This window comes from Psychrobacter sp. TB20-MNA-CIBAN-0197 (assembly GCF_040309765.1).
In the GTDB taxonomy this organism is placed as follows: Bacteria; Pseudomonadota; Gammaproteobacteria; order Pseudomonadales; family Moraxellaceae; genus Psychrobacter; species Psychrobacter submarinus.
The window spans coordinates 1-231 of the sequence record NZ_JBEOPC010001478.1; the positions used below are offsets into that span (position 1 = coordinate 1).

1 protein-coding gene is annotated in these 231 nt (G+C 59.3%); it reads left to right on the forward strand.

Going from position 1 to position 231, the window contains the following annotated elements:
• Window positions 1-231 (forward strand): LpxL/LpxP family acyltransferase (locus tag AAEY83_RS18885; protein WP_502945235.1); only part of this gene is annotated, 231 nt, incomplete at both ends.

The following is a 231-nucleotide window of genomic DNA, read 5'->3' on the forward strand; positions in this document are numbered from 1 at the left end:
TCGCTGACCGAAAGCGCCTGCGCGTGGATCTGGCCGGCGCAGCGCTCGATCGATCTGGTTCGCGAAGTCGAAGGCCTCGATGTGTTGAAAGACGCGCTGGCCTCGGGCAAAGGTGTGGTCGGCATCACCAGCCACCTCGGCAACTGGGAAGTGCTCAACCACTTCTATTGCAGCCAGTGCAAACCGATCATTTTCTACCGTCCGCCGAAGCTCAAGGCAGTGGATGAATTG